This is a genomic window from Streptomyces sp. NPDC054872, assembly GCF_053610705.1.
In genome coordinates, this window is sequence record NZ_JBSGYY010000050.1 from 1 (window position 1) to 22949 (window position 22949).

The window sequence follows — 22949 nt, forward strand, 5'->3', positions numbered from 1 at the left end:
GCATTCCCGGGGGGATGCGGGCCACGCGCGCGTAGCGGGCCGGTCGGATCTGCGAACTCAGGTCCACAGCACCGCGATGAAGATGTTCGCGACGGTCAGCAGGCCGACGGCGCCGAACATCCCCTTGTCCACCTTCTCGTCGTCCCGTTTCACGTAGACCAGCGCGAGGATCACGATCAGGACGGCCATCTTGATGCCGATCTTGACGTTGTTGACGGGGTTGTCGTCCGCCTGGTTGAGCCCCACCAGGATCACGCCCGTGACGAGCATCGTGAGCGCGCCGTGCAGCATCGCGGGGTTGAAGCGGGCCGTGCCCTGGCCCATCTGCTTCATCTGGGTGAGGAAGCCGCCCAGGAGGGAGGCGATGCCGATGATGTGCAGGCCGACGAAGAGATGGGTGAGAACGTCCATGGTCCCGGAGCCTAACCGGGGCCATATCACCCCTCCGTAGCCAGGTGGGCCCAGAGCGCCGCATCGGTCACGCGCGCCTCCGAAGGGCTCCCGTCCGGCGGGACGCGCAGTCACTTGGGGTCACCGGACGCCACACTTGCGTCAGTTGCGCACAATCCGTCACCAACGCGTGATGGCCAGGTTTAGCGTCCTTCGTCAGGTGACCGGCTCCCCACCGCCGCCCGGACCCGGGGCGGCTGTCGGCCACCACCGCCGAGAATCCGGCGGCGGTCCGCTCCCCCTGTGCGGGCCGTCGCCGGAACCTTAAGGAGCTCCCTTCGTGGCAGCGCACCGCAAGCCGAGACAGCGCTCGCTCAGTGGCCATACGGCCCGTACCGCCGCCACCATCGCCCTCGCGGGAGCCGCCACAGCCACCGCCTTCGACGGCACCGGGCACGCGGATCCACGGCTCAGCCCGGCCGAGGTGAAGTCCAAGGTCGACGCGCTCTACCGCGAGGCCGAGATCGCCACCGAGAAGTACAACGGAGCCAAGGAGAAGGCCGAGGGCGCCGAGAAGTCCCTGGGCGAGCTGCGTGACGAGGCGGCCCGCAAGACGGAGAAGCTCAACTCGGCGCGCGAAGGGCTCGGTTCGATCGCAGCCGCGCAGTACCGCAGCGGAGGCATCGATCCCGCCGTCCAGCTCGCGCTCTCCTCCGACCCCGACGAGTACCTCGAGCGCGCCGCGATCGCCGACCGCGCGGACAGCCGCCAGGCTGCGGCCGTCAACGGCGTGCGGAAGCAGCTCCGGGAGATCGACCAACTGCGCACCGAGGCCGACGGCACCCTCGCGCACCTCAAGTCCCGCCAGGCGGAGCTGAAGAAGCACAAGAAGACGGTCAACGGAAAGCTCGGCGCGGCCAAGCGGCTCCTGTCACAGCTCACCGCCGACCAGCGCGCGGAGCTCGCGGGCGAGGACAGGGCATCCCGTGACGCGGGCCGTGACGGCCTCCGGGGCGCCCCGGGCAAGGCGCCCAACGCCCGCGCCTCGGCGGCCGTCTCGTACGCCTACAAGGCCCTTGGCAGCCCCTATGTGTGGGGAGCCACGGGACCCGACGCCTTCGACTGCTCGGGGCTCACCCAGGCCGCCTACCGTTCGGCAGGTGTCGGCCTGCCGCGCACGACGTACGCGCAGATCGCCACGGGCGAGCGCGTCCCGCGCTCCCAACTCCAGCCGGGCGACCTGGTCTTCTTCTACCAGGGCATCAGCCATGTGGGCCTCTACGTGGGCAACGGCCAGATGATCCACGCCCCGAATCCGAGCGCGCCGGTCCGCCTCGCACCGATCAGCCAGATGCCGTTCGCGGGGGCGACGCGCGTGGCGTGAGGGGCTCCAGGGCGGCCGGAGGGACCGTGCGGGCCCGCGGGTACTGTCAGGGCCATGCCCCGCCGTACGCTGCCGCCCCCTCCGCCACCTGCCCATCTGCGCACCTGGCCGGACCGGAACGCGCTGCTGTGCGACCGCGGCATGGCCCTGGAAGACCTGCGCCGACGAAGCCTCGGCGTGCACCGCCTCCTGCTGCTCTGGCTGATGGCACTCGGCTGCGTCATCGGCTGGGCACTCCTGGCGGTGCCGCTCGAAATGATCGAGGACCACGATCCGATGGCCTTCGTGATGGGCCCGCTCTGCGCGGTCCTGGGCCTCGGGGCCATCGCGCCCTCGGTCGTGGGGGTCGCCATCGGCATCCGCAACGACCGCAGGCTCCGTGAACTCACCGACAGCTGGCTGGCGTTGGACAGCCACCCGGCGTCGGACTCCGCTCTGCGCTCACCCGGACTCAGCCTCTGCTGGCTCCTCTCGTCCCTCACCGTGTGCGCGCTCGGCCTGTGGGCGTCGTTCGCGGCCGCCGCCTACGCCGAGCCCGGCAGGGACTCGTACAGCGACGTCGTGCTCGGCATGGGAGCGGGCCTCATCGTGTGGCTGACGGGCCTCATCGGCATCACCAAGGCGGTGGGCCACTACCGCTGGGCGATACGGAAGTTGGGCCCCGCCCCGATGGCGAGCGGCGCGCACCGCTGAGCCGGGCCGGGCCGTCGGCCGGGGCCGGCCCGTGGGTCAGACCAGCCGCCGCGCCGTCGCCCACCGCGTCAGCTCGTGCCGGTTGGACAGCTGGAGCTTCCTCAGCACCGCCGAGACGTGCGACTCGACCGTCTTCACGGAGATGAACAGCTGCTTGGCGATCTCCTTGTACGCGTACCCGCGCGCGATGAGCCGCAGCACCTCCCGCTCACGCTGGGTGAGGCGGTCCAGGTCCTCGTCGACCGGGGGCGCGTCGGTCGATGCGAAAGCGTCGAGGACGAACCCGGCCAGGCGCGGCGAGAACACCGCGTCGCCGTCCTGCACCCGGAAGATGGAGTCGACCAGGTCGGTACCGGTGATCGTCTTGGTGACATAGCCGCGGGCGCCGCCGCGGATGACTCCGATGACATCCTCCGCGGCGTCCGAGACGGAGAGCGCGAGGAACCGCACGGGGCTCTCGGCGTCGGACATCAACGGCGCGCAGCGGCGCAGCACTTCGACGCCACCGCCGCCCGGCAGGTGCACGTCCAGGAGCACGACCTCGGGGCGCGTCGTCGTGATCACCGTGACCGCCTGGTCGACGTCCGCGGCCTCTCCGACCACCTCGACGCCGGTGATCGCGGTCCTGCCGATCTCCGCCTGGACGCCCGTGCGGAACATCCGGTGGTCGTCGACGAGGACGACGCGCGCGCGGCGGCCCTCCGGGGCATCGCCCGCGGCGGCACCGGTCGCTTCGGGCGCGTCGGCCGTCGTTTCGGCGGGCTGAGCCGACTCGACCGCACCCTCTGTTCCGCCCCTGGGCCCCACGGGCTCGCTCGCGTCGCTCATGTCGTCGCCGTCCTCTCCATCTCCAGCTCGACTTCCGTGCCGCCCCCCGGCACCGCGCGCAGCCGCGCCGTGCCGCCGTTGCGCTGCATACGGCCGATGATCGATTCTCGTACGCCCATGCGGTCGTCCGGCACGGAATCCAGATCGAAGCCGGGGCCACGGTCCCGGACGGACACGAACACCGTCTCCCCCTCGACTTCGGCGAAGACCTGCACCGCGCCGCCCTCGCCACCGTACTTGGCGGCGTTCACCATTGCTTCCCGCGCGGCCTGCATCTGCGCCGAAACCCGGTCGTCCAGCGGGCAGTCCCCGACTATGACGACCTCGATGGGGACACCGTGCTTGTCCTCCACCTCCGCGGCGTTGCGCCGGACCGCCTCGGCGAGGGTGTCGGGCTCGTCCGCCTCGTCCTTGCCCGTGCCTTCCGGTTTGTAGAGCCATTGGCGCAGGTCACGCTCCTGGGCACGGGCCAGGCGGCGCACCTCTGAGGCGTTCTCGGCGTTGCGTTGGATCAGGGTCAGGGTGTGCAGCACCGAGTCGTGCACATGGGCGGCGACCTCCGCCCGCTCCTGGGCGCGGATACGCATCAGCCGCTCCTCGGAGAGGTCCTGCATCATGCGCACGAGATAGGGGCCGGCGAGCAGCGCGACCCCGACGAGCACCGCGAGCGCGGCCTGCAGCACGGAGCTGAGGTGCGAGGTGGAGCCCTGGAGCACGACGATGCCGGAGACACCGGCGCCGACCAGCAGCACTCCGGCCGCCGCGCGGGCGATGGTCAGGGTGCGCCTGCGGCGGCCGACCGCCATCCAGCGGGCCCGGCGGGCGTTGTCGGCCTGCCGCCAGACCAGGGCGACACCGGCGGCGACGAGCAGGGTCGGCCAGAGGTAGGCCTTGGTGGAGCTTCCCAGGTCCACGTTCCCGACGAAGACCATGGCGACGACGACCATCGCGAGCAGCGCGACGAGCTGGCCCTTGTCCGGCTTGCGGGCCACGAGTCTGCGGCGTCCGTCGGGTGCCGTCTCGGCGGTCACGGCCGAAGGCGGGCGCATCGCGTCGACCCCGCCGACGCCCAGCGGCACGAAGAACCAGAACGCCGCGTACAACAGGCCGCCGAGGCCGTCCGCCGTGAACAGTCCGACGAAGATCAGCCGCACCCAGATGACGGGAAGACCGAGGTGACCGGCGAGGCCGCGCGCGACACCGCCGAGCCAACGGCCGTCACCGCTGCGATAGAGCTTTCGCAGCGGCCGCTCGTCTTCGATGGATACTGCTGCGGCTTCCGGCATGTCTCCGATATTCACACGCGTACGCGGACGCGGGCATCAGGGTCGACCCCCGAGACGTCCCTGATCTCCGACCCGGACGGCAGGCCGCGGAGGTCGGGGCAGGGGTGTGTCAGGGGTGATCTCAGGGTTCGGCCAGGGTTGTCCCGACTGCCGCGGCGGCCTCCGGCCCGTCACCATGGACACATGACAGACGAGCAGCCCGCCGGGTCGGGCCCGCAGGCCGCACCGCGCGATCCTCATGTCGCCACGGCGCAGGAGCCGGGCGGGCCGATGGTCGTGATGGCCTTCCGCCGCGACCGCCGGCACAAGAGGCTGGGCGGCGTGTGCGCGGGGCTCGGTCAGCACTGCGACATGGATCCGGTGATCTTCCGGATCGGGCTCGCGCTTCTCTCTCTCACCAGCGGGCTCGGCCTTGTCTTCTACGGCTTCGCATGGCTGTTCGTCCCTTACGAGGACGAGGAGGAGAACGAGGCGCGCAGGCTCCTCTCCGGCCGGGTGGACGGTCAAGCGCTGACGGCCGTGCTCTTCGCGCTCGTCGGCTGCGGCGTCTTCCTCTCCCTGCTGAACAACGGCGGTGCGCTCACCTTCGCGGCCGTCCTCGCGCTGCTCCTCGCGGGCGCGGGGTACTGGTCGCAGCAGCGCGGCACGACCGACCCCGACCCGGTGGCGGCGCAGGCCGTGGCGGACGCGCCGCCCGAGGCGAAGGCACCGCCGGTGGCCGGCGCCCCCTCGTGGTGGCGGGACCCGATCATCAAGGACGGCACGCATGACGGGATCTCGGGCTATTTCTGGGGGCCCGAGGGCGTGGCCGTCCACTATCAGCCCGACCCGCCGCACGGGCAGCCGCGGCAGCAGGCTCCAGAGGCGCCTCCGCAGCCCAAGCCCCGAGGTCCCCGCTGGATCGGCGGCTTGGTCTTCCTGGGAGCGCTGCTGGCCGGAGGCCTCGGCACCGGCCTCACCTGGGAGGAGCAGCCGCTCGGCACCAGCCTGCAGACCGGCCTCGCCCTCGCGCTCGCGGTGTTCGGCGCAGGCATCGCCCTCAGCGCCTTCCTCGGACGCACCGGCGTGGGCTCGATCATCCTCGCGGTGATCACGGCGGGACTGCTCGCGGGCTCGGCCGCACTGCCCAAGGACATCAGCACCACCTGGGCGGAGACCGAATGGACACCGACCGCGGCAGGACAGGTCCAGCCGCAGTACGAGCTGGGGACAGGCATAGGCACGCTCGACCTGACCCGGGCCGCCCCCGGCAAGGGACAGACCCTGAGCACCGGTGCCGAGGTGGGAGCCGGTCAGCTGAAGGTGATCGTGCCGAAGGGCAGCACGGTGAAACTCGACATCGAAGTGGGCGTCGGCGACATCCAGTTGCCGGACGACGGCAAGCGGGACGTGGACATAGCTCCGGGCAAGGAGAAGTCGGTGACGCTGGATCCGGTCGCGGGCAGCAAGGACGGCGGCACGCTCGAACTGCACGTCGAAGTGGGCATCGGACAGGTGGAGGTGACCCGTGCTACGCCATGAGTTCCATCCCGGCAAGCTCGTCCTCGGCCTGTTCCTGCTGATAGCGGCCATCGCCTACGCGGGCGACGCGGGCGGCATATGGGACACCCCGTGGTTCCTGGCATTCCCGCTCCTGCTGGCGGGTCTGCTCCTCGGCGGCGCGGCGGCAGCGGTGTCGTACGGCATACGCGGCCGGCCCACGGACCGCACGCCCCGCACGGCGGACCGCGGGACCGACGGAGCCACGGGCGCCTAGCCGTCCCCGCCGACTGTCAGCCGAGTCCTCTGGCGTGCCTGCGGCGTTCCGCGAGCAGCGAGTCGACCGACAAGGCGGACGCCCCCGCGAGGATCAGCGGGAGCCAGGCCATCAGGTAGATCAGGTCGTTTCCGTAGTAGTAGGGCTCGGTGGACCAGCTCATGGTCAGCCAGAGGCTGAGCGAGATCAGCGCTCCGCCGAGCGCGGCGATCCGGGCGAACAGACCGACGAGGGTGCCGATGCCGACGGCCAGTTCACCGAGGGCGATGGCGTAGCCGAAGCCGAGGGGGCTCTTGAGGGCGAGGTCGACGAGTTCGGGGATGGCGGAGATGTCGCGGACGCTCTCCATCTGCTGGCCGATGGAGCCGTCACCGCTGGCGGACATGAAGGCGCTGTCGGTGAGCTTGTCCAGACCCGCGTAGATGAACGTGACACCGAGGAAGATCCGGAGCGGCAGCAGGGCGTAGCGGGAGGCGCTCTCCCGCCAGCCGCTGCTTCTGACGTAGCTGGTGTGGCTGTCGGTGCGCATGCCATGTGCCATCGCTCTCGCCGCCTCTCCCGTGACCCGCCTCGCCCATTGACCCGTCATCTGACGATACGTACGAAGAGGGGGCGCTGCTCAGTGGCTTGCACCGAATTCGCGATGCCCGGTCCGACGCCGGGCGGTGGCGCTCAGTCCGTTACGTCGATCGTGCAGCGGTTCGTCTCCACGCCCGCGGCCGTGATCACCTGGACGTCGACGCGCCCGGGCTCCACGTCGACCGGGACGGGGACGGTCAGGGAAGCGTCGGTCGGGTTGGTGAACCCGCCCGGCACGGGGACGAGCGGCACGTGGACGTGCACGGTCCCGATGCGGACGACCATCCGGGCGAGACGATCGGCGGTCTGCCCGCCCGGGGGCACGAAACCGGCGCCGCGGATCTCGATGTCGTCACCCGTGCGGATGGGGGCGTCGAGATCGCCCGCCTCCCGGGCGCGCACCACGGAGAGGATCATGGGCCGGCCGCCCTCGGCGTACTTGCCCGCGAGGTATGTCGCCGCCGACACCAGGACCAGGACGGCGAGACCCCACGGCAGGTCGGGCAGCTGCTCGGGACGGCGCGCGAGGCGTACGGCGGCGAAGATCATGGCGACGGCGCTGACCAGGACGTACTGGGCGTCCGCGAAGCTGCCGCGGCCCGCGTCGTCGGTGAGCAGATCGGCGGCCCGAGGCCGGTCGGCGGGCACCTTCTGCAGCCGCTGGCCGAGGACGCGCAGACCGACCACACGGCGTACGAGCACGGCGACCCCGCAGGCCACGGCGAGGACGGTCACGGCTCCGGCGGCGCGGGCGAGGTCGAGCCCGGCGATCAGCTCGTCCCGCTCCCGGTGGCCCGACGCCCCGGCGAGTTCACCGACGAGGACGAGCACGGCGAAGACGAGGAGGAGGACCCAACAGGCGGCCACGGCACGGGAGGTGGAGAGCCGGTTGTCCTCACCGATCAGTGGGGCGATGATGCCGCCACGCGCTCGATGTACGTATGCGGCGCCGGTCAGCAGAGCGGCGACGACCGCGGCCGCGAGCACCCCGGCGGTCCGGGCCAGGGTCCACCCGGTGCCGATCGCGGTGAGCGCCTGGACCAGGAGCAGGACGCCCACGCCCACCCAGACCACGGCGGCCGTGCGGCGCCAGAGGTGGCCGAGCCAGGCCTGGCCCTCGGTCCTGCCGCGCTCGGCGAGGGCGTTGGCCGACTGGGTCAGCTCGTCCGACACCCACTGCCGGGAAGCGCCCGCCGAGTGGGCGACCGCCGCGGGCAGCCCCTGTCCCGCCGCCAGCTCGTCGCGCTTGGCGAGGAATGCCGCCACGGCACGCCGATGCCCCTCGCGCGCGCCGTGCGGGCAGTCGCCACATGTGCAACCGCCCCCGTGTGCGCCGTCGCGCGCCTCCTGCACCGCCACCGCGTACGCCGCCTTCCCCACCCTGGTTCGAACACCGAAACGTGAACTTCCTTGCGATGAAAGGGGATTGTGCCGTACTAGGAGACGATCAGCTTCCTCGGGTCAGGTCAGCGAGGGTGATTCGGTCGTACGCATGTTGACGGCGGGAGTAGACGCCTCGGGAACAGGATCAGGCCAGCAAGTCCGGTTCGCTGCGACTGATGTCCTGCCACAGGGACTGGTAGTTGATCCACGCCACGAGATCACTGCCGAGCTGCTCGCGGGTTGCCACCGCCTGCTTGTGGCCGATGAGGATCGGGCGGCCCGCGGCGCGTGCGGTCAGCTGGACCTGGCAGGAGCGTTCCATCGTGAGGAACCACCAGGCAGCGGCGTCGACGGAGTCGCCGACGGTGAGCAGCCCGTGGTTGCGCAGGATGACGGCTTTGTGGCCGCCGAGCGCGGAGGCGATCCGCCGGCCCTCGTCCGAGTCCACGACGACGCCCGTGTAGCCGTCGTACAGCGCATGGCTCTCGTAGAAGGCGCAGGACTCCTGGGTGATCGGGTCGAGGAGTTCGCCGAGTGTGGACAGGGCGCGGCCGTGCAGCGAGTGGCAGTGCGCGACGGCGACGACGTCGGGCCGCGCCAGGTGCGCCTGCGCGTGCACGGTGAAGGCAGCCTGATTGACGTGGTGGCGCCCCTCGACGACCTGCCCCTCCGCGTTGGCGAGGACCAGATCGCCCACGGTGATGTGCTTGAAGGGCATCCCGAAGGGGTTCACCCAGAAACAGTCCTCGTGCTCCGGGTCCCGCGCCGTGATGTGCCCGGACACTCCGTCCTCGTATCCGAGCCGCCCGAAGATCCGCAGTGCCCCGGCGAGCCGTTCCTTGCGGTGGCGCCGTTCGTCCGCCAACGAGTCGTGCACCGGCGGCATCGCGAACTGCAACCGCTCGACGGGTATCGGTGTGGGCGCCTGCATGTGTCCTCCATCCCTGGCTGTACGGAGCGGAAGTTACCGCCGGTCAGCGCAGGAAGACAGGGGCTCCCTGTGAAGAGAGTGCGCAATCGGGGCGCGAGGCCGGGCGGACATCGGCGGGTCATGCCGGACAGAAGGTGTCGGGTATCGCCGGGACACTCGCCGTATGACGACGAACTGGGCAGCCTTCAGCGCTGCGGAACCCACCTTCGCGCGGACCGCCGAAGAGCGATTCGGCCTGTTCACGCACCACGTCCTCGCCACGCTCCGCAAGGACGGATCACCGCGCACCACCGGACTCGAAGTCCGTTTCCTGCACGGCGAGTTGTGGCTGGGCATGATGCCGGACTCGTTGAAGGCGCTCGACCTGCGCCGCGATCCGCGCTTCTCCGTCCAGGCGAACCCGGGGCCGGGCACGGAGATGGCAGGCGGCGACATCCGGATCTCCGGGCGTGCCGTCGAGGTGCGGGATCCCGAGGTCATCGCGCGGTATGTGGGCGAGGTGGACCCGCCGGACCCGTCCGCGTTCCATCTCTTCCGTACGGAGCTCACGGAGGTGGTCCGGACGTACATCGAGGACGAGAAGTATCTGGCGGTGCAGGTGTGGAAGCCGGGCGGGCCGGCGCGGACGACCAGGCGGACATGAGAGAACGCCGGTGCCGCCGCCCCTGGAAGCAGGACGGCGGTACCGGCGTTCAGACCTCGGCCGAGCCTGGACAGGGTCCGGTCAGGCCGTGGGGACTACTCCCACTCGATGGTGCCCGGCGGCTTGCTCGTCACGTCGAGGACGACGCGGTTGACGTCGGCGACCTCGTTCGTGATGCGCGTCGAGATCTTCGCGAGGACCTCGTACGGAAGGCGCGACCAGTCGGCGGTCATGGCGTCCTCGGAGGAGACGGGACGCAGCACGATCGGGTGGCCGTACGTCCGGCCGTCGCCCTGCACGCCCACGCTGCGCACGTCCGCGAGCAGCACCACGGGGCACTGCCAGATCTGGCGGTCGAGCCCGGCCGCCGTCAGCTCCTCGCGGGCGATGGCGTCGGCCTCGCGGAGCAGGTCCAGGCGCTCCTTGGTGACATCGCCGACGATGCGGATGCCGAGGCCGGGGCCCGGGAAGGGCTGGCGCTGGACGATCTCGTCCGGCAGACCGAGCTCCTGCCCGACCATCCGCACCTCGTCCTTGAAGAGCTGTCGCAGCGGCTCGATGAGCTGGAACTCGAGGTCCTCGGGGAGGCCGCCCACGTTGTGGTGGGACTTGATGTTCGCGGTGCCGGTGCCGCCGCCGGACTCCACGACGTCGGGGTAGAGCGTGCCCTGGACCAGGAACTCGACGGGCTGGTCACCCGGCGCCTCGGCGACGATCTCCGCCTGGGCCTGCTCGAAGACGCGGATGAACTCGCGACCGATGATCTTCCGCTTCTGCTCGGGGTCGGAGACCCCGGCCAGCGCGCTCAGGAAGCGCTCCTGCGCGTCGACGACCTTGAGCTGCACGCCCGTGGCCGCGACGAAGTCCTTCTCGACCTGCTCGGTCTCGCCCTTGCGCATCAGACCGTGGTCGACGTACACGCAGGTCAGCTGCGAACCGATGGCCTTCTGCACGAGGGCGGCGGCCACGGCGGAGTCGACGCCTCCGGAGAGGCCGCAGATCGCGCGCTTGTTGCCGACCTGCTCGCGGATCGCGGTGAGCTGCTCCTCGACGATGTTGCCGGTGGTCCAGTCGGGCTTCAGGCCCGCGCCCCGGTAGAGGAAGTGCTCAAGGACCTGCTGGCCGTGCGTGGAGTGCATCACCTCGGGGTGGTACTGCACGCCGTACAGCTTCTTCTCGTCGTTCTCGAAGGCCGCGACCGGCACGACGTCCGTGGACGCGGTGACGGTGAAGCCCTCGGGCGCCGCGCTGCACGCGTCGCCGTGCGACATCCACACGGGCTGCTCGGAGGGGGTGCCCTCGAAGAGCGTCGAGCCGGGCTTGGAGACGGCCAGGGGCGTGCGCCCGTACTCCCGCGCGCCCGAGTTGTCGACGGTGCCGCCGAGGGTGATCGCCATCAGCTGGAAGCCGTAGCACATGCCGAAGACGGGGACTCCGGCCTCGAAGATCGCGCGGTCCAGGCGCGGCGCCTCGTCCGCGTACACCGACGAGGGGCCGCCGGAGAGGATGATCGCGGCGGGGTTCTTGGCGAGCATCTCGGCGACCGGCATGGTGCTCGGCACGATCTCGCTGAACACCCGGGCCTCGCGGACGCGGCGGGCGATGAGCTGGGCGTACTGCGCTCCGAAGTCGACGACCAGAACGGTGTCGGGGGCGGCGGCAGCGGGGGACGCTGATGGCACGGCGGCGGCCTTCCGGCGTTGAGCGTGAGCTTGAGCGTGAGCTGGGGCTCGTGCGTGAGCAGGGGGTCTGTTTTGTCGATTCTAACGGGCCCGCGGACACCCCCTTCGTCGCATCCGACGGAGCCCGGTCCCCCGAGCCGACGGAGCCCGGTCCCCCGAGCCGACGGAGCCCGGTCCCTCACGCGGGGTGCCGACCAGGCTGCCGGGGCCCCGGGGAAGGCGTCTCAGTATCCGGGCCGCGCCGGAGCCCATGTTGACCGGGCACGCGCGCGTGGGGGCATACTGGGCCCGTGACCAAGCACCTCAGCTTCCTCTTTACCTATGGCAACCGGCCCGCCGGCTGCCATGGTCGAGCTGCTTGATCCACTGACAAGCGACTTCCCAGGCGCCCCGGGCCGACAAGGCCCGGGGCGTTCTGTCATTTCCGGGCCTTGCCGCTCCGGGGCACTCCACCGCGATCCGCACAAGCGAACCGCACAAGCGAACCGCACGAGCGATCCGCACTGACAAGGAGCCCCAGATGACCATCGCCACGACCGACAAGACCGGCGCCCGCACCCCCGAGGCCGCCGACGTGATCGAGGGCGCACGCGACCGCATCGACGCACTCGACGACCGCATCATCGGTCTCGTACAGGAACGGATGGCCGTCTCGGCCGTCATCCAGGAGGCCCGGATCGGATCGGGCGGCCGTCGCGTGAACCTCTCGCGCGAGATGGAGGTCCTCGGCCATTACAGGGACGCGCTCGGCAAGCCCGGCACCTCCCTCGCGATGACGCTCCTCGAACTGTGCAGGGGCCGGGTCTGAGCCCCTCACGGCGCAAGCCCGGAGCCACCGGATCTGAGTTCGGGTCCGCTCTCACCCGTACGGCGCGTGACCAGGCCCGGAGGGACTTCGTTGGTCCCGATGTCCGTGCCAGCCAGGGGCGGGCACGGAAAAACCACGCGTGGCTCCGCTGGAGCGATGAGGCGTACACCTCGTGTGCGCCGTGGGACCTCGCTCCAGAGACGTGACCGGACGGCAGGGGACAGCAGCCCGGTCACCCAGGGAACGGTCGGCTTCGGGGACGCCCGAAGCCGACCGGCCTCGTCCCCGAGGTCCCCGGTCGCGTCCCCCAGCCGTCCCCGGTCCCCCAGCTTTCAGACCCCAACGTCCCCGTACGCAGACCCAGGTGTCCCTGTTCGTCCGGATCATGTCGAACTGGTTGCGCGGGTCGCGGCGCATCCACCACGATGCGTAGCAAGCAGGCCGCGCGCGCGGTACTGCACAACTTCATTGCCATTGGTCGAGACCACTCGTGCGCCCCTCGTGCGCCGGGTAGGCCACCGGCGCATCTCAGGCCCGCGGCGCACTCCCCCGGCGCCGCTTCGTGGCACCGACGCTGCCCTGACGTCGGTGCTGACGGCCAAGGGCCCCGCGGTTCCGTCCCGCGGGGCCCTTAGCTTTGCGGTCTTTCGCCCGCTGCCGCCGCTTCTACTTCACCCGGGCCAGCTTCGTGAGCTGTGCGTCGATGATCGCGTCGGCCACCTTCGGGTCCCCCGTCACCCCGTCACGGAACTTCTCGGGCAGCCCGGCGGCCTCGCCCTCCTCGTCGGAACGGGCCGACCGCGGGTCGAAGATGTTCGAGGCTCGGAAGGCGATCAGCGTCGAGCCACTGCGTACGACGGTGACGCGGTCCCTGTGCAGGAACTCACCGGTCCGGCTCGCGAGCTTGTACGAGACGGCCTCGTCGCCATCGACCGGCCCGGGCTGCGGCCTGACACCGATGTAGCGGCGGCCGCCGTCCCCGAACGTGGCGCACTTCTTCGACCTCGTCGCCGTGCGCAAGGTGTCCATCGTCTGCTCGGCGTCGGCCTGTCCGTACGCGAGGAGCACGACCTCGGTCGTCGTGGTGTCCGCGACGTCGCGGCTGCTCAGCGTGCGGCTGACCTGCGCCTTCGACTTCGCCGGGGCGGCAGCCGTGAGCATCTCGGCGAGCGGGCGGCACTCGGCCGGGTTCACGCGCCCCGCCGACGGCCGCGCCTTGTCCTTGGCCGCTCCCGGACCGGGCTCGACCTTGTACTTCTTCACGTCGCCCGAGGCGAGGGCCGCCTTCTCCAGCTTCGCCGAGGCCGAGGCGGAGGCCGTGTCCGCCCGTCCGGGCTTCTCGTCCTTGCCGTCGCCGTCGCCACCGCTGCACGCCACCGCCAGGCCGAGCACCGCCACGGTCGAAACAGCCACCACGCCACGCGACACAGCTGACTTCACGTTCCCGCTCCCCCACTTTCGTACGCATCGTGCGGAGTCACCCGCTCATGCGGAGTCACCCGCACGCCTCCTACGACGGAAGATCGTTACGAGCGGTTCCCCTCCCCGGCCGCGAGCACTCTTATGGCCCAGTCCCCGCTACTGCCAGATCCAGAACCGGAACGGGCTCAGGAACACGATCGCCAGCGCCATGCAGCCCACCACGATCACCACGCTCCACACCCGGCGGCTGCGCTCCGAACGCGCGCCGCGCCGCGGCCCGGTCGGCGCGGCACGCCACTCGTCCGGCCGCCACGCCCCGGCGGTGCCCTCCCCCCGCGCCGCCTTGCGCTTCCTGCGCCGACGGCCAAGCGCCCGGGATTCCGCCGCCTGTCGCCGCGCCGCCTCCTCGTCGAGGCGCCGCAGCCGTTCGGCCACCATGCGTGCCCGCGCGGACGGCTCCTTCGGCGCCGAGGTGCGGATGTCGCGCAGACTGTCGCGCTCGAACCGCTCCCATACGTCGTCCGGTATGTGGTCCGGTATCCGGTCCGGTCTTTCGCCTTGGTTCCCCACGCCGCCCCCTCTGCTGCCTGCCACTTGCCTGCCGCTTCCCCTCGCCCCGGCCATCACCGTGGATCACCGTCGAGCGGAGGAATTTCTACGGCACCCGGCAACGGACACACAAGCCATGTGATCCACGCCACATAAGAATTCTGTGAGTTCGAGGACAACCATTCACAGGCGACGCAGGTCATGCATGCGTAACAACGGCCACACCCGCGTCCCCACCGCGGAGGCCTCCACCTCCGTACCGCCCGCCCGGTGGTACGCCGGACTCACTGAGGTCTTCATGAAGCTTCGCCGTGTCATGGCCGCCGCGGCCGCGACCGCTGCCATAGCCCCGATCGCGCTGCTGTCGGCCCCTGCCGCCTTCGCGACCGACGACGCCACGACTCCGCCGCCGAGCACGTCGGCCCCCGCGTCCGAGACGCCGCCGGCCGAGACGACCCCGCCGGCCGAGACCACGCCGCCCGCCGAGACGACTCCTCCGGCCGAGACCACGCCTCCGGCCGAGACGACGACCCCGCCGGCCGAGACCACTCCTCCGGCCGAGAGCGAGAAGCCCACCGAGGAGCCGACCGAGGAGCCCACGGACTGCCCGGTCGACGAGGACGGCGAGGACGCCGACTCGAAGCTGGAGATCGGGCTCTCGGGCCTGCCCGGCAAGATCGTCGCGGGCAGCGGCTGGCACCAGTTCAAGCTGACCGCCTCCAACCCGAGCGACCAGGACCTCGGTGAGGTCCAGTGGCTCGCCATGGTGGACAACTACACCGAGAGCGAGAACGAGAAGGACTGGCTCGCCAACTACGCGCAGATCCAGTACTTCAACCCCGACTCCAAGGCCTGGGAGTCCATCACGGACGAGGTCTCGGGCGGCTTCTACTTCGGCTCCACCCCGCTGGGTGCCAAGGAGAAGGTCGACATCAAGCTGCGCCTCAACGTCAGCGCCAAGGCCCCGGCCGGCGACGGCTACGCGCTCGGCCTCGGCGGTTACCTGGACTCCGAAGAGAACTGCGTGCGCAACGCGTTCTCCTTCTACGAGTTCACGGTCCTGAAGGCCGGCAGCGAGAACGAGAACCCGGGCGAGGCCGACGAGAACAAGGGCGGCAAGACGCCCGCCGGTGGCAAGACGCCCACGGGCGGCGCCAAGGAGATCCCGGTCACCGGCAACCTCGCCGAGACCGGCTCCAGCTCCATGCTGCCGACCATCGGCCTCGTCGGCGGTGTCGCCGTCATCGCCGGTGCGGGCGCCGTCTTCGTCGTCCGCCGCAAGAAGGCCGACGCCACCGCGTAAGCACCGGTATCGGCACGCCGCTCAGCGGCACTGAAGCACGCGAAAGGACCTGCGCTCGGAGGGGGGTGCAGGTCCTTTCGCGTACCCGGGGCCGTAGGCGATACGCGGTGGCGGTGGCCCCCGGCTACTTCTTGGCCGGCACCGCGGGCATCCCCAGGAAGGGCAGCTTCAGCGCGCCGAACGCGTCCGCCGGTACCGCCGGTGACTTCGGCTCGACGGCGGCGAGACGCACGTACTTGGCGCCCTGTGCGGGACGCGTGTCCTCGGCGCCCTTGTTGGGCCAGAACGACATCGCGCGCTCGGCCTGCGCGGTGATCGTCAGGGACGGGTTCACGCCCAGGTTCGCGGAGACCGCGGCGCCGTCGACGACCGAGATGCCGGGGTGGCCGTAGAGGCGGTGGTAGGGGTCGATGACCCCGGAGTCGGCCGAGTCGCCGATCGGGCAGCCGCCCAGGAAGTGCGCGGTCAGCGGGGTGCCCATCAGCTCGCCGACGTTCGACCCCGCGAAGCCGTTGATCTCCTTGGCGAGCAGCGACGCGGCCTCGGTCGCCTCGGGGATCTGCGTCGGGTTGGGCGCGCCGTGGCCCTGCCGCGCGGTCAGCAGGCCCTTGCCGATGCCCTTCTCCTTGCGGTACGTGGTCAGGGAGTTGTCGAGCGTCTGCATGACGAGGCCGATGATGGTCCGCTCCGACCAGCGCCGGTTGGAGAGCGAGCGCACCATCAGCCAGGGGTGCTTGACGACGTTGCCGACCCAGCCGGTCACGCGCGCCTTGCCGCCCTTGATGCTGTACGGCACCTGGAGGATCGTCATGCCGCCCATCGCGTTGGACTTCTTGCCGTAGCGGACCGGCTCGATGTGCGTGGTGGCGTTCGGGTGGATCGACGAGGTGATCGCGACGCCCTTGGTGAAGTCCACCTTCTCGACGCCGTGCTGCTTGCGGTAGCGGCGGTCGGTGGTCTGCGAGCCGACCAGGGCCTCGGAGTTGGTGCGGGTGAGCGCGCCGAGCCTGTCCGATACGCGCGGAAGCAGACCGGTGTCCTTCATGCGGTGCAGGAGCGTCTGCGTGCCGTAGGTGCCCGCCGCGACGACGACCTGGCGCGCAGTGAACGTACGCCCCTTGCCCTTGCGCCTGGCGTCCGTGGGCAGGGTCGCCACGGCGAAGCCGCCGCGCGAGTCCTCGGTGACGGTGACGACGGACGTCATCGGGTGGATGACGGCACCCGCCTTCTCGGCCAGGTAGAGGTAGTTCTCGTTGAGGGTGTTCTTCGCGCCGTGCCGGCAGCCCGTCATGCATTCGCCGCATTCGCTGCACGCCTTGCGGGAGGGGCCGGCGCCCCCGAAGTACGGATCGGGAACTTCCTCGCCGGGCCGGGCCGTTGAAGTACCTGAGGCGTCCTGCTCGTCGCCGAAGAAGACGCCGACCGGCGCCATGTGGAAGCTGTCGCCCACTCCCATGGCCTGGGCGGTCGCCTTCAGGTGGATGTCGGAGGGCGTCGTGGTCGGGTTGAGCCGCACCCCGAGCATGCGCTTGGCCTGCTCGTAGTAGGGGTTGAGCTCCTCCTGCCAGTCCGTGATGTCCTTCCACTGCGGGTCGTTGAAGAACGGCGCGGGGGGCACGTAGAGCGTGTTCGCGTAGTTCAGCGAACCTCCGCCGACGCCCGCCCCGGCGAGCACCATCACGTTGCCGAGCAGATGGATGCGCTGGATGCCGTACAGACCGAGGGCCGGTGCCCAGAGGTAGTTCTTGAGGTCCCAGGAGTTCTTCGGAAGCGTCTCCCGGGTGAAGCGGCGCCCCGCTTCGAGCACGCCGACGCGGTAGCCCTTCTCCGTCAGCCGCAGGGCGGACACGGAGCCGCCGAAGCCGGACCCGACGACGATGACGTCGTAGTCGTACGACGCTTCGCCGTCCCTGCCGTATCCACCCGCCTCGCTGTCCGGCTGTTTCTGGACAGAGCTCTCCTGTGACATCGACTCTCCTCGTTGAGAACTAACCCCTAGAGAAAGGCTTTTGCGGACCCGGGCCCCGTGGGGACCCGGGCTCGGCGCCCGGCCTAGCGCAGGCGCAGGGACTTCATGACCTTCAGACTCAGGCTCATGAACGCCGCGTACTTCTCGTCGTCCATGCCGAAGGACGGCGCGAGCGGCATCAGACGCTGGTGCGCGACGGTCTGTGCCTCGGTGTACTTCAGGATGCCCTCGGAGCCGTGGCGGCGGCCGAGGCCCGAGTCCTTCATGCCGCCCATCGGGGACTGCACGCTGCCGTAGGCGGGCGCGAAGCCCTCGTTGACGTTGACGGTGCCGGTGCGCAGGCGGGCGGCTATCTTGCGGCCACGGCTGCCGTCCTTCGTCCAGACCGAGGAATTCAGTCCGTACGACGTGGAGTTGGCCAGGTCGACCGCTTCGTTCTCGTCGGTGAAGCGGTAGATGGAGACGACCGGGCCGAAGGTCTCCTCGCCGCAGACCGCCATCGGGGCCTCGACGCCGTCCAGGATCGTCGGCTCGAAGAAGTACGGGCCGATGTCGGGACGGGCGACGCCGCCCGCGAGCACCGTCGCGCCCTTGGCGACCGCCTCGTCCACGTGCCGCTTGGTGGTCTCCATCTGCCGCTCGCCGACCAGCGAGCCCATCTCCGCGCCGTACGCGAGGGAGCGGCCGAGCCGCATCGCCTTCGTCCGCGTGGCGAAGCGCTCCACGAACTCGTCCGCGATCGACTCGTGGACGTACAGCCGCTCGATGGAGATGCACAGCTGGCCCGCCGACGAGAAGCAGGCGCGCACCGCGCCCGCCGCCGCCTTGTCGATGTCGGCGTCGTGCAGGACCAGCATGGCGTTCTTGCCGCCGAGTTCGAGCGAGACGCCGACGAGTCGGCCGGCGGCGCCCTGGGCGACCTCGCGGCCGACGCGGGTGGAGCCGGTGAAGGAGACGTAGTCGGCGTGCCTGACGATCTCGGGGCCGATGACAGGGCCCTCACCCAGGACCACCTGGAAGACCTCGGCGGGCAGACCGGCCTCGATGATGAGGTCGCGGGCCCACAGTGCGGTCAGGCAGGTCTCCGTGTCGGGCTTCATCACAAGCGCGTTGCCCGCGACGAGAGCGGGGAGGGCGTCGCCGATGGAGAGCTCGAGGGGGTAGTTCCAGGGCGCGATCTGGCCGACCACACCGCGCGGCTGCCGGTTCTCGGTGACCTTCGTGAGGGTCGGTACGACACCGGTGTGGCGCTTGGGGTTCAGATACGCGGGAGCCTTGCGGCCGTAGTGCCGGGCGGCGACGGCGACGGCCTGCAGCTCCTCGTGCGCGTGCAGCCGGGCCTTGCCGGTCTCCAGCTGGATGAGGTCGAGGACCTCGGCCTGGCGCTGCAGGACCAGGTCGTGGAAGCGGAGCAGGACCGCGGCGCGCTGGCGGACCGGCGTGCGCTCCCAGGAGATCTGGGCGACCCGGGCGCGCTCGAAGGCGGTGGCCACGTCCTCGGGGGTGGACTCGGGCAGGTCGGCCAGCTTCTCGCCGGTGAACGGCGTGTGGTTGGCGGTCCGGCCCGAACCGATCACGTCGCGGGTGAGCTGCGCGATGAGCTCGGGAGTCACCACGTCGGCGGCGGTGCGCGCACCATCCGGGGCGGTGGCTGTCGGGTTCGTGCCGAGGGGCGCTGCGGTGGCCTGCGAGTCCGTCATGGGGGTGAGCGTAGGCCCAGGTCAGGGTTTTGGGTACCCGTCGGTAATCAGCTTTCACCGGGCACACACACCATGCCAGCGTTCACTGGCGGTAAAGCGCCTGATCAGGGGCTTAGTGCGAGTTGATCAACGGGGGACGGTGAATTGGCACGTCCCCCGTCATCAGGTGCCCGGATCAGAGCTTGTCGATCTCCAGGTTCGCGATCGCGGTCCTCGCGACCTCGCGGCCGCGCTCGGTGAAGTCGCCCTTGCCGGGGTAGCCGATCATCAACTTGTACATGTCGCCGGACGAGGTCTTGTAGTAGAAGGCCTTGAGCTCGCGGGGGCGCGGGTTCTCGGTGTCCGTGGTGGTGTAGACGACCGTGTTCTCCGCGGCCTCCTTCTCCTTGTACTTGACCTCGTCCTTCGGGGTGCTCTTGGGAGCGGGGTCGGAGGCCATGTCGAGGCCGTAGCTGCCGGACTCCTTGAACTCGCCGTTGTCCTCGTACATCTCGGAGCCGGCGGAGTCGGAGATGTTGTTCGAGTCGTCCTCCGAGCCCTTGTCGAGGTTCAGATTGACCCACACGCTGCCGCTCGGGTCGGTGTACCTGACCCAGTGCTCCTTCTCGTCCGCGTCGGCGTCCGGTTCCGACTTCACGTACCCCGCGGGGACGGCCACCGTCGCGCCGAGCTCCTTCGCCCGCTGCTCCTTCCAGCCGTCGGGCAACGGCCCCGCGAACGGGTCGGCGATCACCAGGTACGCCGCCACGGCCGCCGCGACGACCACCGCGCCGATGCTGATCAGGGACTTCCGGCCGAGGGTGACGCCCTTGCCGCCCGAGGCACCACCGCCCCCGCCGACCTGGACGACCCGCGTCGGCGCCACCTCCGGCGGCTTCGCCGCTTCCTCCAGGAGGGCGCGGACCTGCGCGGCGCGCGGCCGCCGGCCGGGGTCCTTGACCAGGAGGCCGTTGATCGCCTGGGCCAGCGGGCCAGAGGCCGAAGCCGGCGCCGCGGGCGTCGCGTTCAGGACGGACTGCAGCGTCGCGGGGGTGTTGTTGCGGCGGAACGGCGATACGCCCTCCGTCGCCGCGTAGAGGACCACGCCGAGCGACCAGAGGTCCGACGCCGGTCCAGGGCGCTGGCCGAGCACCCGCTCCGGGGCGATGAACTCGGGCGAACCGACGAAGCCTCCGGTGTCCGTCAGGTTGGTCTCGCCCTCGATCTGGGCGATGCCGAAGTCGGTGAGGACGACGCGGTCGTGCTGACCCAGCATCACGTTGTCCGGCTTGACGTCACGGTGCAGGATGCCCGCTTGGTGGGCGGCGTCCAGAGCGCCGAGCACCTCAAGACCGATGCGGGCGGCGTCGCGGGCGCCCAGGGTGCCCTCCTGGAGCGCGGCGCCGAGCGAGCGGCCCTGCACCAGCTCCATGACGATCCACGGCTGGCCGTCCTCCACCGCCACGTCGTGGACGTTGACCACGGCCGGGTGGTCGAGGCGGGCCGCGGCGCGCGCCTCGCGCCGCATCCGCTCGAACACGTTGGCACGCTCGCGCTCGGGCAGGTGGTCGGGGATACGGGGTTCCTTGACGGCGACCTCGCGGTCCACCGTCTCGTCCTTCGCGCGCCAGACCGTACCCATGCCGCCGTGGCCGAGCTTGGAAAGGAGGCGGTAGCGGCCCGCGATCAGCCGGCCGGCGCCCGGGTCCGGCTCGGACGGCTGGTTCGGCACCGCCTGGGTGGGCTGGGCGTACGGCGACGGGGGCGGCGTCGGCGCGCCGGGCTGCTGCGGCGCTGCCGGGTGCTGCTGCCCCGCGGGGTGCCGCGCGGTCTGCTGCTGCGACGGGGGCTGCTGCGGCGGCTGCAGTCCGTAACTGGTTGGTTCGTACGGGCCGTAAGAGGCTCCCCCGTCATTACTCATGCCCACATGACTACCTTGCCGATGCCCCCGGGTACCACTCGGGTCACCGACTTGTGACAGGGGTGATGCGCCGGACGAGGCCTCAGCGGCGTACGAACGAGTCCACCGCCGTGTCGAAGTACCGCCGCCCCTCCTTGGCCTTGCCGACCGGCGCCGAGACCCATACGTCGTACATCCGGCCGCCCTCCTCCCAGCACAGGTCGTACGTGTGCCGGTCGCCCTCGGCCTGCGTGAAGCCGTCCCAGCTGAACTGCCAGAGGGCCGCGGGGCGTCCGTTGTGCGAGGTCTCGGTGACCTCGCCGTTCCGGTAACCGGGGTTGTTCTCCGGCCCTTTGGCGTCGGAGCGGCGCTGCACGGCGAGCGGGCCGCCCGGTTCCGGGGTCGACTCCTTGATGCCGATGCGGAAGGTGCCGCCCGACGACTTGTAGAAGACGCGTGGCCCGTCCACCTCGCGCGTGAAGCCGTCCGGCACGGCGAGCGTGAAGCCGCGGGGGTCCTTCGTGACGCGGTAGCCCTCGGGGGGCTCGGGCGTGGAGGGCTTGGGGGTGCGGGAGCCGCGCGTGACCGTCACCGTCGGGGTCGGCGACGGTGTGGGGCTCACCGTCTTCGTCTGTGCGGACTGCGTGGCGGGAATGGTGGGCGTATCGCCGCCGTTGGCGTCCCGGCCCATCAGGAGGGCGGCGGAGACCCCGGCCCCGGCCACCGCGGCCACGAGGGCGGCCGCCAGCAGCATGGCCCTGCGGCGGCGACGGGAAGGTCCCGCCGACTGTGCGGGCGGGCGTGTGGGCAGGTCACGGTAGGTGGGCGTGTAGCCGCCGGGCCCGGTGCCCGGCAGTGCCGACGGCTGTCCGCCGGCCCGGCCCGCGGGCGTCGAGGGCATCCGACCTGTCTCGACGTACGTCCGCAGCAGCCGCTCCGCCTCCACGGTGCCGAGGCGCCGCTCCGGGTTGCGTTCGAGCAGGCCGAGGATGACGGGCAGCAGGGGAGCGGCGGCGGGCGGCGGGCGGATCTCGTCGAAGACGACGGCGTGCAGCACCCCGCTGATCGTTTCCCGGCGGAAGGGCGACTCGCCGGTCAGCGCGGCGACGAGGAGCGCGCCGAGCGACCAGAGGTCGGACTCGGGCCCCGTCCGCTCGCCCGACATCCGCTCGGGCGCGGTGTATTCGGGGGAACCCACGAACGCCCCGATCTCCGTGAGCGTCGTCGCCCCGCTGACCTGCGCGATCCCGAAGTCGGTGAGGACGACACGGCCGGTCGTCTCCTCCATGAGGACGTTCGCGGGTTTGATGTCCCGGTGCAGGACCCCGGCGGCGTGCGCGACACGCAGCGCGCCGAGGAGAGCGATGCCCATCCGGGCCACTTCCCGCGCGTCCATCGGACCCGCCCGCGCGATCCGCCCGGCCAGCGAACCACCCTCGATCAACTCCATGACGATGTACGGGTGGTCGCTCTGCACGACGACGTCGTGGACGACGATGATGTGCGGATGTCTGAGCTGCGCTGCCGCCCGCGCCTCGCGCAGGGTCCGCTCGCGCTGCTGCGTCGCGTCGTCCTCGGAGAGCGTGTCGTCGAGAGCGAGTTCCTTGACGGCCACCCGGCGGCCGAGGAACTGATCCGTGGCCTGCCAGACCACGCCCATGCCACCCCTGCCGAGCCGCGCATCCAGGCGGTAACGGCCAGCTATGACCCGGGCGTTGTCCCCCACGCTCCCCATGCGGCCATCATGCCCCACACGTGTGCGGT

At 70.8% G+C, this 22949-nt stretch carries 20 protein-coding genes; 7 read left to right on the plus strand and 13 right to left on the minus strand.

Annotation, left to right across the window (positions count from 1 at the left end; translation table 11 throughout):
- Positions 1–57: 57 nt before the first annotated feature.
- Positions 58–411, minus strand: coding sequence for a hypothetical protein (locus tag ACWGIH_RS38635; protein ID WP_363208776.1), 354 nt, complete (start codon positions 409–411; stop codon positions 58–60).
- 319 nt (positions 412–730) lie between these two features.
- Here ACWGIH_RS38635 and ACWGIH_RS38640 point away from each other — a divergent pair, with 319 nt between their 5' ends.
- Together ACWGIH_RS38640 and ACWGIH_RS38645 are read left to right on the plus strand one after the other, a co-directional pair.
- Positions 731–1774 (plus strand): NlpC/P60 family protein, encoded by a 1044-nt coding sequence (locus ACWGIH_RS38640; RefSeq protein WP_453450557.1) that lies wholly within the window; start codon positions 731–733, stop codon positions 1772–1774.
- A 54-nt stretch (positions 1775–1828) separates the two neighbouring features.
- The gene (locus tag ACWGIH_RS38645; protein WP_453450558.1) at positions 1829–2467 is read left to right on the plus strand and encodes a hypothetical protein; all 639 of its coding nucleotides are present in this window, start codon (positions 1829–1831) and stop codon (positions 2465–2467) included.
- Between the two features lie 36 nt (positions 2468–2503).
- Here the strand turns inward: ACWGIH_RS38645 and ACWGIH_RS38650 are convergent, their stop codons facing one another.
- Together ACWGIH_RS38650 and ACWGIH_RS38655 are read right to left on the minus strand one after the other, a co-directional pair.
- The gene (locus ACWGIH_RS38650; protein ID WP_453450559.1) at positions 2504–3295 is read right to left on the minus strand and encodes a LuxR C-terminal-related transcriptional regulator; all 792 of its coding nucleotides are present in this window, start codon (positions 3293–3295) and stop codon (positions 2504–2506) included.
- Complete coding sequence (locus tag ACWGIH_RS38655; protein ID WP_453450560.1) at positions 3292–4581, minus strand: PspC domain-containing protein; 1290 nt, start codon at positions 4579–4581, stop codon at positions 3292–3294. The genes ACWGIH_RS38650 and ACWGIH_RS38655 overlap by 4 nt, the downstream gene beginning before the upstream one ends.
- 183 nt (positions 4582–4764) lie before the next feature.
- On the opposite strand from ACWGIH_RS38655, the gene ACWGIH_RS38660 reads away from it, so the two are divergent.
- Both ACWGIH_RS38660 and ACWGIH_RS38665 read left to right on the plus strand, forming a co-directional pair.
- Positions 4765–6102: a PspC domain-containing protein gene (locus ACWGIH_RS38660; protein ID WP_453450561.1), complete on the plus strand. Its 1338-nt coding sequence runs from the start codon at positions 4765–4767 to the stop codon at positions 6100–6102.
- Positions 6089–6337: a hypothetical protein gene (locus tag ACWGIH_RS38665; RefSeq protein WP_453450562.1), complete on the plus strand. Its 249-nt coding sequence runs from the start codon at positions 6089–6091 to the stop codon at positions 6335–6337. Before ACWGIH_RS38660 ends, ACWGIH_RS38665 begins: the two co-directional genes overlap by 14 nt.
- 16 nt (positions 6338–6353) lie before the next feature.
- Here ACWGIH_RS38665 and ACWGIH_RS38670 read toward each other — a convergent pair whose 3' ends face one another.
- The 3 genes from ACWGIH_RS38670 to ACWGIH_RS38680 all read right to left on the minus strand — a co-directional run bounded on the left by ACWGIH_RS38670 (position 6354) and on the right by ACWGIH_RS38680 (position 9230).
- Positions 6354–6878, minus strand: coding sequence for a DoxX family protein (locus ACWGIH_RS38670; protein ID WP_453450563.1), 525 nt, complete (start codon positions 6876–6878; stop codon positions 6354–6356).
- Between the two features lie 131 nt (positions 6879–7009).
- Positions 7010–8275, minus strand: a complete 1266-nt coding sequence (locus ACWGIH_RS38675) for a hypothetical protein (RefSeq protein ID WP_453450564.1) — start codon at positions 8273–8275, stop codon at positions 7010–7012.
- A gap of 169 nt (positions 8276–8444) precedes the next feature.
- Positions 8445–9230 (minus strand): class II aldolase/adducin family protein, encoded by a 786-nt coding sequence (locus ACWGIH_RS38680; RefSeq protein WP_453450565.1) that lies wholly within the window; start codon positions 9228–9230, stop codon positions 8445–8447.
- 163 nt (positions 9231–9393) lie between these two features.
- Between ACWGIH_RS38680 and ACWGIH_RS38685 the strand changes: the two genes are divergently transcribed.
- Positions 9394–9873, plus strand: a complete 480-nt coding sequence (locus ACWGIH_RS38685; RefSeq protein ID WP_453450566.1) for a pyridoxamine 5'-phosphate oxidase family protein — start codon at positions 9394–9396, stop codon at positions 9871–9873.
- 95 nt (positions 9874–9968) lie between these two features.
- Here the strand turns inward: ACWGIH_RS38685 and guaA are convergent, their stop codons facing one another.
- Complete coding sequence (gene guaA, locus ACWGIH_RS38690) at positions 9969–11555, minus strand: glutamine-hydrolyzing GMP synthase (RefSeq protein ID WP_453450567.1); 1587 nt, start codon at positions 11553–11555, stop codon at positions 9969–9971.
- 520 nt (positions 11556–12075) lie between these two features.
- On the opposite strand from guaA, the gene ACWGIH_RS38695 reads away from it, so the two are divergent.
- A complete protein-coding gene (locus ACWGIH_RS38695; RefSeq protein ID WP_361389652.1) occupies positions 12076–12363 on the plus strand; it encodes a chorismate mutase in 288 nt (95 codons plus the stop codon).
- Positions 12364–13029: 666 nt separating this feature from the next.
- Here ACWGIH_RS38695 and ACWGIH_RS38700 read toward each other — a convergent pair.
- Positions 13030–13776, minus strand: a complete 747-nt coding sequence (locus ACWGIH_RS38700) for a hypothetical protein (protein ID WP_453450568.1) — start codon at positions 13774–13776, stop codon at positions 13030–13032.
- A gap of 165 nt (positions 13777–13941) precedes the next feature.
- A complete protein-coding gene (locus ACWGIH_RS38705; RefSeq protein ID WP_453450569.1) occupies positions 13942–14355 on the minus strand; it encodes a hypothetical protein in 414 nt (137 codons plus the stop codon).
- 184 nt (positions 14356–14539) lie between these two features.
- Between ACWGIH_RS38705 and ACWGIH_RS38710 the strand changes: the two genes are divergently transcribed.
- Positions 14540–15637, plus strand: coding sequence for an LAETG motif-containing sortase-dependent surface protein (locus ACWGIH_RS38710; RefSeq protein WP_453450570.1), 1098 nt, complete (start codon positions 14540–14542; stop codon positions 15635–15637).
- 124 nt (positions 15638–15761) lie between these two features.
- On the opposite strand, the gene ACWGIH_RS38715 is transcribed toward ACWGIH_RS38710, so the two are convergent.
- From ACWGIH_RS38715 to ACWGIH_RS38730, 4 genes are all read right to left on the minus strand, one after another.
- Positions 15762–17606: a GMC oxidoreductase gene (locus ACWGIH_RS38715; RefSeq protein ID WP_453450571.1), complete on the minus strand. Its 1845-nt coding sequence runs from the start codon at positions 17604–17606 to the stop codon at positions 15762–15764.
- 83 nt (positions 17607–17689) lie between these two features.
- Positions 17690–19306, minus strand: a complete 1617-nt coding sequence (locus ACWGIH_RS38720; RefSeq protein WP_453450572.1) for a succinic semialdehyde dehydrogenase — start codon at positions 19304–19306, stop codon at positions 17690–17692.
- Between the two features lie 175 nt (positions 19307–19481).
- Positions 19482–21206: a serine/threonine-protein kinase gene (locus ACWGIH_RS38725; RefSeq protein ID WP_453450574.1), complete on the minus strand. Its 1725-nt coding sequence runs from the start codon at positions 21204–21206 to the stop codon at positions 19482–19484.
- A gap of 82 nt (positions 21207–21288) precedes the next feature.
- Positions 21289–22920: a serine/threonine-protein kinase gene (locus ACWGIH_RS38730; RefSeq protein ID WP_453450575.1), complete on the minus strand. Its 1632-nt coding sequence runs from the start codon at positions 22918–22920 to the stop codon at positions 21289–21291.
- Between the last annotated feature and the right edge of the window lie 29 nt (positions 22921–22949).

Bases quoted from the DNA above. Each gene is read 5' to 3' on its own strand.
- ACWGIH_RS38635 (WP_363208776.1), bottom strand. From the start codon at position 411: ATGGACGTTCTCACCCATCTCTTCGTCGGCCTGCACATCATCGGCATC.
- ACWGIH_RS38650 (WP_453450559.1), bottom strand. From the start codon at position 3,295: ATGAGCGACGCGAGCGAGCCCGTGGGGCCCAGGGGCGGAACAGAGGGT.
- ACWGIH_RS38715 (WP_453450571.1), bottom strand. From the start codon at position 17,606: ATGTCACAGGAGAGCTCTGTCCAGAAACAGCCGGACAGCGAGGCGGGT.
- ACWGIH_RS38670 (WP_453450563.1), bottom strand. From the start codon at position 6,878: ATGGCACATGGCATGCGCACCGACAGCCACACCAGCTACGTCAGAAGC.
- ACWGIH_RS38720 (WP_453450572.1), bottom strand. From the start codon at position 19,306: ATGACGGACTCGCAGGCCACCGCAGCGCCCCTCGGCACGAACCCGACA.
- ACWGIH_RS38645 (WP_453450558.1), top strand. From the start codon at position 1,829: ATGCCCCGCCGTACGCTGCCGCCCCCTCCGCCACCTGCCCATCTGCGC.
- ACWGIH_RS38710 (WP_453450570.1), top strand. From the start codon at position 14,540: ATGCGTAACAACGGCCACACCCGCGTCCCCACCGCGGAGGCCTCCACC.
- ACWGIH_RS38680 (WP_453450565.1), bottom strand. From the start codon at position 9,230: ATGCAGGCGCCCACACCGATACCCGTCGAGCGGTTGCAGTTCGCGATG.
- ACWGIH_RS38655 (WP_453450560.1), bottom strand. From the start codon at position 4,581: ATGCCGGAAGCCGCAGCAGTATCCATCGAAGACGAGCGGCCGCTGCGA.
- ACWGIH_RS38695 (WP_361389652.1), top strand. From the start codon at position 12,076: ATGACCATCGCCACGACCGACAAGACCGGCGCCCGCACCCCCGAGGCC.
- ACWGIH_RS38685 (WP_453450566.1), top strand. From the start codon at position 9,394: ATGACGACGAACTGGGCAGCCTTCAGCGCTGCGGAACCCACCTTCGCG.
- ACWGIH_RS38660 (WP_453450561.1), top strand. From the start codon at position 4,765: ATGACAGACGAGCAGCCCGCCGGGTCGGGCCCGCAGGCCGCACCGCGC.
- ACWGIH_RS38725 (WP_453450574.1), bottom strand. From the start codon at position 21,206: ATGAGTAATGACGGGGGAGCCTCTTACGGCCCGTACGAACCAACCAGT.
- ACWGIH_RS38730 (WP_453450575.1), bottom strand. From the start codon at position 22,920: ATGGGGAGCGTGGGGGACAACGCCCGGGTCATAGCTGGCCGTTACCGC.